Here is a 9,970-nt window from a genome sequence, read left to right as displayed (position 1 = left end):
CTAAGTAAAGCGATTAGAGTAGCGTTGCTATAGCAGTTTCGCTCGCGCGGAGAAAATTGCAATACTGAGAAAAAATCGATCGCAACCATCCTAGATGGTTTTAAACTAAGAACATACCCAAGACAATTTATTAAAAATTAGTTTTTACACAGTCTGGGCCAGTAACAGGAGTAACACCTTCATTACTATCGCTAAGGGCTACATCGCCGGTATTAGGACCACCATCACCCGCTTCGGCTTTTAATAACCAAGTAGTTGAAGATGTTGGTGGCGTTACTACTTTCATATCAAAGGTGAGTCGACCATTTAAATCAAGTAGAGGTGATGCATCAAATGGAGATGAAGTGCCAGTAAAATCATCAGGGAAGTGACCACCGCGGGTAGAGAAACCAAGCACAGTCCCGTTATTATCGTTAATGTTAAACTTAATTACGTCGCCTTTGTCAGCGTCAGTAATGGTTTCTGGTGTTGTTCCACCGCAACAATCCCATGCGATCCAGTTGGCATTTAAGCTGCCATCAAAAATATCAAGATTCTTTGCAACACCATCACTTGGCGGGGTAGGTACAGGGGCTTTACCTTCAACAAGTGCATCTTCTAGGCTATCGTAACCTGGGCGTACTGTTTCACAGCCTTTACCTGTGGTTGGGTTAGAGGCACATTCGTAAACACGCACGTAATCAATTTCAAAACTTTGACCTTCTGCAAATGCTGCAGCGTCAACGCCTAAGTTATTTACGTTTTCAGGCCAATCACCACCAACAGCATTGTTTAAAATAAGGTAAAAGTCTTTATCAAATGGGGCATTATCCCAATGCGTTGTTAGCTCGCCGCTACCTTGTTCAAAGTATTCAGCAAACCAACCTTTATGCTTTAAGCCAACAGGTTCATCTTTTGAATTGTAACGAACTTCAGAGCGACGTTGAGTGGCGTATAAATAGCCATCTACGTACCAGCGAATTTCGCCTTCTTGCCATTCAATTGCGTAAGTATGAAAATCGTCTGCAGGATTCATCCCTTCAGGGAATGTATACGCTTTACCTGAACTTGAGTTATTTGGCCATTCGCGACCATAGTGAAGTGTGCCATGAATATTAGCTTCAACGGTGCCATCTTCAGCAACTGTTTTTAAATTTACCGCTTCTAAAATATCAATTTCGCCAGAGCGCGGCCAAGTACCATATTCTTCATCGGTTGGCATCATCCAAAAAGCTGGCCAGCTACCTTGACCCGAAGGCAACTTTGCACGCATTTCAAAGCGGCCATAAGTAAAGTCTGCGTTGTAACGGGTGTTTAAACGGGCTGATGTGTATGGTTTTTCTGCGCCTTCTTCTGCAGGTAAGGCGACTATGTTTAGTACACCGTCTTTAATAAAGGCGTTTTCTTCACTGTCGGTATAACATTGTTTCTCGTTGTTACCACCGCCAGCGCAGTTTAATTCAAAGTTCCACTTGTTAGTATCAATACTAGTGCTGTCAAACTCATCGTTCCATACCATACGCCAGTCAGAGACTGGTTCAGTAGGGTTTACTTTTTCAATATCTGTAGTAGTGGTTGCTGCGTCACCACCACAACCCGCCAGAGATGCTAATGAAATAGCAGCCAAAAGGCGAGTAATGCGTGTTGTTTCAATGTTCATAACTGAACCCCGTTCAACTGATTATTGTCAGAATATAGTGTATTTGTTGATTTTTTCATTTTTGTAAGCGCTTACATTTTTATGTGTGATAAATGTAAGCGCTTACAAATAATATGGGGGATTTTTAACTGGGTCAAGAATTTGTTTAAATAATTTACAATTGATTTACTTTTAACAGGGTGTTTTTGTTAACAGGAACGGTTAAACGCCCAAGTAATGTTATAAATAAAGGTTTAAAAGGTGTACATGGGCGTTTTCATTAGCCGTATTGCTATTTTTTAAATGGCATTATTAACAATTGCCACAATGATGAATTTTGTGCGGGGTTTGGGTATTGGCTCAAACCAAGTGCAATACGTTTATCAGGCTGGCTTGCCTGTGATTTATAGCTGCCAAAAAGTCTATCCCACCAAGTTACACTAAACCCAAAGTTACTGTTTGTTTCTTCGGGGTTTTGGCTGTGATGTATGCGGTGCAGCGCTTGGGTGATAAGGATGAGGCGCAGTGGTTTTTCTATTGCGCTTGGCAAGCGAATATTTGCGTGGTTAAACAGTGCTAACCCATTGAGTGTTATTTCAAATATAAGTACTGCAATGGCGGGCACGCCAAGAGCAGTTATGGCGGCAAGCTTTATCAATATGCTAAGACCTATTTCAATAGGGTGAAAGCGCAGCCCAGTGCTTGTATCTACGTGCGCATCAGCATGGTGAACACGGTGTAAACGCCATAAAATTGGAATTTTATGAAATAATCTGTGTTGCCAATAAATCAGTATATCTAGCAACAGCAGGCTAAGTATAATTGCTACTGAAAGAGGCATAGTTAGTTGATTAAACACACCGATACTATGTTCTTGGTTATAAAGCGCGGCGGCGGTTAACCCTAAAGGAACCGCTAACCGAGCAATCACTGAAGAGGTAAATACAAGACCAAAATTCGCAACCCAACGTTTAGTGGCTTTTATGGGCGATTGCCGTGCAGGGGCTTGCCACTCAAGCAGCATCATTATGACTAAAATACTTACAAAACATCCAAGCCGCCACCATAATTCGTTAGCCATTAGTAGCCTCCGTTTTACTGATATTAGCTTCTTGTTGTTTTAATGTGTGATAACCGCCATAAATACGGGTGAAAATCGTTATGGCGCAAGCTGCAGCAAATAAGCTGGCCATTATGGCAAAGTGCTGCGGCCAAATACAAAAGGCAACAAATAAGGCAATGGTTTCTGTGCCTTCGGTTAAGCCATTTAAGTAGTAAAAACTTTTATATTTAAATTGTGGTTTGTCGAGTTTAAATTTTTCAGCGGCAATTGCAAAGGCCAAAAAGCTGGAACCGGTACCTATAAAAGTAGCCAGTAAAATAGCACCTGCAATGGCATTTTGTGCTGGATTAGCCAAAATAAAGCCCAGTGGAATCGCTGCGTAAAATAAAAAGTCGAGAGTAATATCTAAAAACCCACCCGCGCTAGAACTTTGATTAGCATAGCGGGCTAATGCGCCATCCAGTCCATCTAAAATTCTATTCAACGCAATGGCGATTAATGCGCCATACCACATTTCAAAGGCAAGTAAAGGCACGGCAAATATACCCACTAAAAAACCAAAAACAGTGAGTTGATTAGCTGTAATGCCGCTTTTATTAATGAGCATAACAACCGGTGTTAGTAGTGGCTTTATAATGGGGGTAACAAATTTATCTAACATACGTATTGCCTTGAATATGAGTCAGGTTTTAAGCATCAGTGCCTAAAGTAATCACTTTGCCAGCTGTTGCCTCCGCGTCACTGTGGTCGTGCGTAACCATAATGGCAGGCAATTTATGCTCGCGTATTTGACTAAACACCAGTTCGCGGGTATCAACACGCAATTGGGTGTCGAGTTTACTAAAAGCCTCGTCGAGTAAAATAGCTTTAGGTTCGCTGAGCAACATGCGTAGCAGTGCAACACGCGCTTGCTGCCCACCAGATAGACTGTCGGGATGGCGGGCTGCCAATCCTGTTAAGCCAACTTGTTCTAGGGCGTGGTCTATTTTTTCAAGACGCTGCTTTTTATTGCCTTTGGGCATAGCAAAGGCAATATTTCCTGCCACTGTTAAATGCGAAAACAATAAAGCGTCTTGGTAGAGCACCCCAATATGGCGTAAATGCGGGGGGGTGTTATCTATATTTTGATCATTTAGCCATACTTCGCCTTGTGCCCTAAAGTCTTTGGGCAAACAGCCTGTAAGCCAATTTAATAAGCTTGACTTGCCACTGCCCGATGGCCCCATAATGGTGAGTATTTCGCCGCCATTTACTTGCTCGTTTAAGCTTAGTAACAGCTCGCCTTGACGATAAAGCTGACAATCTTTGATGTGTAATGATGACTGCATTAAATAGCCTTAATGGTTTTATAGTTAAGCGCGCGCTTTAAAAAAGTATTTAGGTAACACCCATGCCACACCAAAACCAATTAGCGGTAATGCCATTTGTAAAATGGCGTAAACTGCACTGGTACGTCTGCTTGCGCCATTAGCAAGGGTTACTGCTTCGGTGGTAATGGTACTTATACGCCCGCCACTGGCTAAAAGTGTAGATAAATACTGGCCAAAACTAATCGCCAGCCCAAGCGCTATCGCGATTAAAATAGGGGCGAATAGTTGTGGCAATTTAACCTGTAAAAACACTTTGCAGGGACTTGCCCCCAAGCTTGCGGCAACGCGCGCTAATCGAGGGTCTAAACGCCTGTAACTATCGGCAATAGATAAAAAAACATACGGTAAAACAAATAAAACGTGCACAAATATCACATTAAAGAAGGCATGCTGGCTATTGAGCAGTTGTTGTAACCACACAATACCAAATAAAAACGCAATACTGGGCACTAATAAAGGAAGATAAATAATTAACTGTGTCCATTTCGACATGGATTTCGCGTTTAACTGCTCGGCTTCTAAGCACAGCAATACCATAGTGATAGCAAACAGCGTACTTATTCCCCCTATTATTAAGGTATTAAACAAGGGAGTATGTATTTGTGTAAATGCATGTTGAAAATGCAGAAATACCACGCTTGAGGGCACGGTATCCGGAAAGCGCCAATAGCCCGCTATTGACCACATCACTAACCCAATTAGCGCAGCAACAATAAACGTTAAAATTAGACTTGTGGATGCATGAGTAAACGTGCGGATCAGTTGATGTGCATACTGGCGACGGCCATTAATAAGTGATTGCTTAAAAACTAGAGCAATGATTTTTTCAAGCAATAGCCACGTTAAGAGTAGTCCAACAGTGACCGCTAATTGTAACAGGGCACCCGCCGAGGCTTTTATTCGCAGGTTTAAATCTACATCGTTAAACCAGTGCATTATAGCAACGGCTAAAGTGGGTGGTGTATTTGGGCCAAGAATGAGTGGCATTTCAACGCTGGCGCTGGCATAAGCAAGTACTGCAAAAATAGGTAAACGTAACAGTGGGTATAAACTGGGTAGCACCACTTTAAAAAACGCCACCATAGGGTAATAACCTAAATTAACCGCAATTTGATGCTGCTTGCGTAGCTTTTTGCCAAGTTCGGGTTGCGCCAAAACACCCAATGCAATCAGTAGTAAAAAAGGTAACTCTTTAAGCACAAGCCCAATAATAATGCTCCAGCCAAAAGCGTCGTAAGGTAACGCGCCTTCTGGCGCTAATTGCCAGCCAGTTAACCATGGAGAAAATAAACGAGTAAATAACCCCGATGGCGCAATTAAAAAACTCACCGCAATCGCGGCAGCGGCATGCGGAATAACCAATATTGGACTTAAAATATATTCAATGCGTTTAAGCCACGCACTATTAAAAAACGCGCCAAGCATAATGATCATCAGCACAAACGCGATTAAGGTACTAATAAGCCCTGTTCGTATGCTCAGCCCTACCATGTGTGTTAATCCAGGCGTTTGCCATAATGCGTTAAATCCTGCTAAGCCAATATTTGTTTCATTGAGTGCCGGCGCCCAACCAAAGGCAGGTAAAAGCACGCCGATTACCCCCCCTAAAACGGGTAAAGTAAGCAATGCGACCAAACAGTAAGGACTTATTTTGACCAAAAAGGTAAATAGGCTATTTAAAGTGGGTACTTTATTCATTGACTTACCCCATAGCGCGTTTGCCAACCTTGCATTATGGCATTAACCCAACTTGGGTGAGGCTCACTGAGTGTGCGTTTTATGCTATTAAAGGGCAGCGCACTTGGGTGCGGTTGTGTGGTTTTAAATAAGGCTTGTTGCTGGGTATTTAGCATTGATTGGATCAACACGGTTTTATCGCCCCAAATAGTGGGCTTTTGTTTATGAGCTTGCGCTTGAGGGCTTAATAAAAAATTAGCGACTAACTGTGCGCCTTGTGCATGGCTTGCATTATACGGTATTGCTACAAAATGGGTGTTACTTAAACTGCCATCATGCATAGCATAACTGCGGGTGCTGGTGGGTAAATCAAAGCGTTGTACTGCAGCGGGCACTTCTGGCGCTGAAAAGGTAAACCCGATACTAAGCTCAGTATCGTCAATTAAGCGGCGCATTTGTGCGCCACTTTGCATAAAATGTTTGCCGCTGCGCCAAAGCGTAGGGTGTAATTTATTTAAAAATACCCACAAAGGGTTGAGCACCTCAGTGGTGTTTTTATCTGTAGCTGGCTGGTTTAGCTGTGCTTTTAATTCATCATCGCTGTTGTTATGTAGTACCACTAAAACGTATTTTAAAAAGCTCATGCCTAAAAAATCAGGCGGCTTTGGATAACTAAAACGCCCAGGGTTTTGCGCGCTCCAAGTTAATAACTGATTTAGGGTGGTGGGTAATTGATTCGTTGTGCTGCCATCTATTGCTAGGCTGTCGTAATAAAAAGTGAGCGACGCTTGCCCCCAAGGCGCTTCCATCCCGTTTGTAGGCAAACCAAAATCAAAGTTTACCGCGGGGTTATTATTAGGATCGGTTAATGCAAAATTTGGCAGCGTCTGGGCCCAGTCTTTAAGCAGCAAGTCATGCTTACTCATAGCGGCAAAGTTAGCGCCATTGATCCAAATTAAATCGACACTGCCTTGAACGTGATTATTGGCTGATTTTTCTGCTAATACCCGGCTTACTGCTTCGCTGGTATCGCTTAATTTTACATGCACTAATTCAATATCATATTGCGCTTTGACCTGCTCAGCCACCCATTGAATGTAGGCATTTATTTGCGGATCGCCGCCCCATGCATAAAAATAAACGGGTTGGTTTTTACCTTGGCTTTGGATAGTTTGCCAGCGAGTATCAGAGGGAGAGGTTGCCATGGTTTTAAAGCTAACAATTAAAACAATGCACAAAGCAATACTCAAAAAACAGTATCGGCTGAGTATTTGTATTGGCTTAACGACGTGCATTTAAATTCCAGTTGTAATCTAAAAATTTAATTTTCATGTCATTATTTTGCAGCGCTTCTTGTTGAGCGGGTAGCAGTTTTAATGCATCAGCGTATTGTGCTAAAAACGGGTGTAATGTGTTTGCTCCTTTAAAGCCTTGTTCAAAATCACCGCCGTACCATTTAAAAATAGACGATACATTTAAAGTATTGCCTGTTGCCATGTTGCGGGTGTTGTCTGACAAAAAACGAACAGTTTGCTGGTGTAATTGCTCTTCTAGTTTATCGGCCGAGTAGGCTTCTTCACGAAGTGCAGGGCAACCAATACTGGCGCAGTTTACCGCAAAGTGAATACGCGGGTCGTTGTATTTACCACTACCACGAATTAGCTCATGCTCTATATCATCAAGGCTGCGTGTTTTACCTAGCAGCGAAATAAACTCTTTACTCCACGGTGAACTAAAAAAGCTACCTAACTCTTTGATTGATTCAATATTAGGGTACTGCGTTAATATTAGTTCAACGGTAAAGGCATTATAGGCATTAATTAAAAACGCCAACTGTTTGTGTTTGTCCCACGTGTTAAATTCACCTGGTGTGATGGCTGTTAACGTATTTAAATATGCTTTTAATTGGGTATGCTCGTGTTTAATTGCAGCGTAATCAACCTCAGTGCTGTGCCCATGATTAATAGCGACAACATGTTTAGTTAATAGCGTGTTCCAACTATCGTGCAGGTTTTGTGCACTACTTTTAAACGCCGTGACCAGTAGTGCACTTAAAACTAAAAGCTTCAATAACGTATACAAAGGCTTAACCTCGGCGCCATGCATGGTATTTTTCAAGCATGTTTAAAACAGTTTGTGGAGCATGGTTACGTTTCCATTCACCAGCGGCATATTTGTTGCCTTCTGCCCATGTTGGGTAGCTGTGAATTGTGCCTAGAATTTTATTAAGGCCAAGGCCGTGTTTCATGGCTAAAACAAATTCAGCAATTAAATCGCCTGCATGCTCAGAAACCACAGTAACTCCGAGTATTTTGTCTTTTCCTTTAGGGGTGATCACCTTAATAAAGCCATTATTGGCGCTCTCAGTAATGGCGCGGTCTAACTCTTCAAACTCAAAGCGGGTGATTTCATAGTCTATGCCTTTATCAATCGCTTCTTGCTCGTTTAGGCCTACGCGCGCGACTTCTGGATCAATGAAGGTGGTCCATGGAATAACACGGTAATCTACTTTAAACTTCTTAAAGTGGCCAAATAAGCCATTAACCGCCGCGTACCACCCCTGATGAGCCGCAACGTGAGTAAACTGGTACGGGCCTACAATATCGCCTGCGGCAAAAATATTAGGGTAGAGTGTTTCTAAGTAGTCGTTAGTTACTATGGTGCGATTAGTTTCTATACCAAGCTCTTCAAGGCCATAGCCTTTGAGGCGTGCGCTTCGGCCAACGGCACACAGTAGCTCATCATATTCAATATCAATTTCGGTGTCGTTGTGTTTCACCACTAGGTACTTTTTACCCTCGCGTGCTTCACAGCGCAGCGCTTGGTGTGAGGTTAAAATATTAACGCCACTATCGGTCAGTGATTGGTGTGCAAAAGCTGACACTTCAACATCTTCTTTGATCATAACGCGCTGAGTCATTTCAACTTGCGTCACACTTGAGCCTAAACGGGCAAAGCTTTGTGCAAGCTCACAACCAATCGGGCCGCCACCTAAAACAACCAGTTTTTTGGGCGCTTCGTCGAGCTCGGCAAATTTGCTCCATAAAGTATCGCTGGTAACGTAACCGGTTTCTTCAATACCTGGCAGTGGCGGTACAAACGGGCGAGCACCGGTGGCAATAACAAGTGTGCGAGCGGTAAGAGTTTGCGTGCTGCCATCGTTAAGTTTAATTTCTACTGTCCAAGGGTCAATCAATTTTCCATAGCCTTTTAAAACCTCCACACCTAAATTTGTGTAGCGCTCTATGCTGTCGTGCGGGGCTATATCAGCAATGACTTGACGTACACGTGCCATTACTTTTTTAAAGGAAAACTGCGGTGTAGTGTTTTCAAGGCCATAGTTTTCACCATGGCGAATTTGCTGTGCTATTTTTGCACTTTTAATAATCGCTTTACTAGGCACACAGCCAGTGTTTAAGCAGTCACCACCCATTTCGCCGGCTTCAATTAAGGTGACTTTGGCTTTTACTGCGGCGGCAATATAGCTGGTAACTAAGCCGCCTGCACCCGCGCCAATAACAATCATGTTACGGTCGAATTTTTTGGGCTTAGTGTAGTTTTTATAAACCCGTCGTTTTTTAAATACATTTAAAATCGCTTTCGCAATCAGTGGGAATACTCCTAATAGAGCAAATGACAGAATTAAATCTAGTGACAAAATGCCCGATAAACGCTCAATTTGTGCAAGCTGAGTACCGGCATTCACAAATACAAAGGTGCCTGCCAACATACCAATTTGGCTCACCCAATAAAAAGTCCACGACTTAATAGCGGTTAAGCCCATTAATAGGTTAATTAAAAAGAACGGAAATACCGGTACTAAACGCAAAGTAAAAAGGTAAAAAGCGCCTTCTTTATCTACGCCTTTATCGATAGCAGCTAAACGCTCAGGAAACCGTTTTTTAATGGTGTCGCGTAATAAATAGCGTGACACTAAAAAGGCAAGGGTAGCACCAATCGTTGAGGCAAACGACGCCACCAGTAAGCCTTCTACTAAGCCAAATAATGCGCCTGCGGCCAATGTTAAAATAGCTGCACCAGGTAAAGAGAGAGCCGTTACTACCACATAGAGTAAAAAGAACCCGCCAATAACTAACAACGGCGATTGCGCTTTGTATTGGTTAAACTGATCCATCGACCCTTTTAAGCCATCGAGTGTAAGCAACTGGTGCAAATTAAAATGAAAGAACATGCCAATACCGGCTGCTGCAATCAATACTAACAATAGTTTTTTAATCATAT

General features: G+C 42.6%; 7 protein-coding genes and 1 pseudogene. All 8 read right to left on the bottom strand.

What is annotated here, in order from left to right; all coding sequences use genetic code 11:
• Positions 1 to 157 precede the first annotated feature (157 nt).
• Positions 158 to 1,639 (bottom strand): annotated as a pseudogene (locus ND6B_RS11145) (glycoside hydrolase family 16 protein); the annotation flags it as partial.
• A gap of 271 nt (positions 1,640 to 1,910) precedes the next feature.
• Positions 1,911 to 2,699 carry a sterol desaturase family protein gene (locus ND6B_RS11150; RefSeq protein ID WP_033103276.1) on the bottom strand — a complete coding sequence of 263 codons (789 nt, stop codon included), beginning with the start codon at positions 2,697 to 2,699 and terminating at the stop codon, positions 1,911 to 1,913.
• Entirely contained in the window at positions 2,692 to 3,342 is a 651-nt protein-coding gene (locus ND6B_RS11155; RefSeq protein WP_033103275.1) for a CDP-alcohol phosphatidyltransferase family protein, read from the bottom strand. The genes ND6B_RS11150 and ND6B_RS11155 overlap by 8 nt, the downstream gene beginning before the upstream one ends.
• Before the next feature lie 28 nt (positions 3,343 to 3,370).
• The gene (locus ND6B_RS11160; RefSeq protein ID WP_033103274.1) at positions 3,371 to 4,009 is read right to left on the bottom strand and encodes an ATP-binding cassette domain-containing protein; all 639 of its coding nucleotides are present in this window, start codon (positions 4,007 to 4,009) and stop codon (positions 3,371 to 3,373) included.
• Between the two features lie 24 nt (positions 4,010 to 4,033).
• Positions 4,034 to 5,749: an ABC transporter permease gene (locus tag ND6B_RS11165; RefSeq protein WP_033103273.1), complete on the bottom strand. Its 1,716-nt coding sequence runs from the start codon at positions 5,747 to 5,749 to the stop codon at positions 4,034 to 4,036.
• Positions 5,746 to 7,023: an ABC transporter substrate-binding protein gene (locus ND6B_RS11170; protein WP_033103272.1), complete on the bottom strand. Its 1,278-nt coding sequence runs from the start codon at positions 7,021 to 7,023 to the stop codon at positions 5,746 to 5,748. The genes ND6B_RS11165 and ND6B_RS11170 overlap by 4 nt, the downstream gene beginning before the upstream one ends.
• Positions 7,010 to 7,834, bottom strand: a complete 825-nt coding sequence (locus tag ND6B_RS11175; protein ID WP_033103271.1) for a DUF547 domain-containing protein — start codon at positions 7,832 to 7,834, stop codon at positions 7,010 to 7,012. Before ND6B_RS11175 ends, ND6B_RS11170 begins: the two co-directional genes overlap by 14 nt.
• A complete protein-coding gene (locus tag ND6B_RS11180; RefSeq protein WP_033103270.1) occupies positions 7,815 to 9,968 on the bottom strand; it encodes an FAD-dependent oxidoreductase in 2,154 nt (717 codons plus the stop codon). Before ND6B_RS11180 ends, ND6B_RS11175 begins: the two co-directional genes overlap by 20 nt.
• Between the last annotated feature and the right edge of the window lie 2 nt (positions 9,969 to 9,970).

The sequence above is a fragment of the Pseudoalteromonas sp. ND6B genome (genome assembly GCF_000764215.1).
Taxonomy (GTDB): domain Bacteria; phylum Pseudomonadota; class Gammaproteobacteria; order Enterobacterales; family Alteromonadaceae; genus Pseudoalteromonas; species Pseudoalteromonas tetraodonis.
Note: the sequence above shows the minus strand (reverse complement) of the source record. Positions and strands in the feature narration are given on the sequence as shown.

Coding starts and splice junctions, on each gene's coding strand:
- ND6B_RS11175 (WP_033103271.1), bottom strand. CDS start 7,834: ATGCATGGCGCCGAGGTTAAGCCTTTGTATACGTTATTGAAGCTTTTA.
- ND6B_RS11160 (WP_033103274.1), bottom strand. CDS start 4,009: ATGCAGTCATCATTACACATCAAAGATTGTCAGCTTTATCGTCAAGGC.
- ND6B_RS11180 (WP_033103270.1), bottom strand. CDS start 9,968: ATGATTAAAAAACTATTGTTAGTATTGATTGCAGCAGCCGGTATTGGC.
- ND6B_RS11150 (WP_033103276.1), bottom strand. CDS start 2,699: ATGGCTAACGAATTATGGTGGCGGCTTGGATGTTTTGTAAGTATTTTA.
- ND6B_RS11165 (WP_033103273.1), bottom strand. CDS start 5,749: ATGAATAAAGTACCCACTTTAAATAGCCTATTTACCTTTTTGGTCAAA.
- ND6B_RS11155 (WP_033103275.1), bottom strand. CDS start 3,342: ATGTTAGATAAATTTGTTACCCCCATTATAAAGCCACTACTAACACCG.
- ND6B_RS11170 (WP_033103272.1), bottom strand. CDS start 7,023: ATGCACGTCGTTAAGCCAATACAAATACTCAGCCGATACTGTTTTTTG.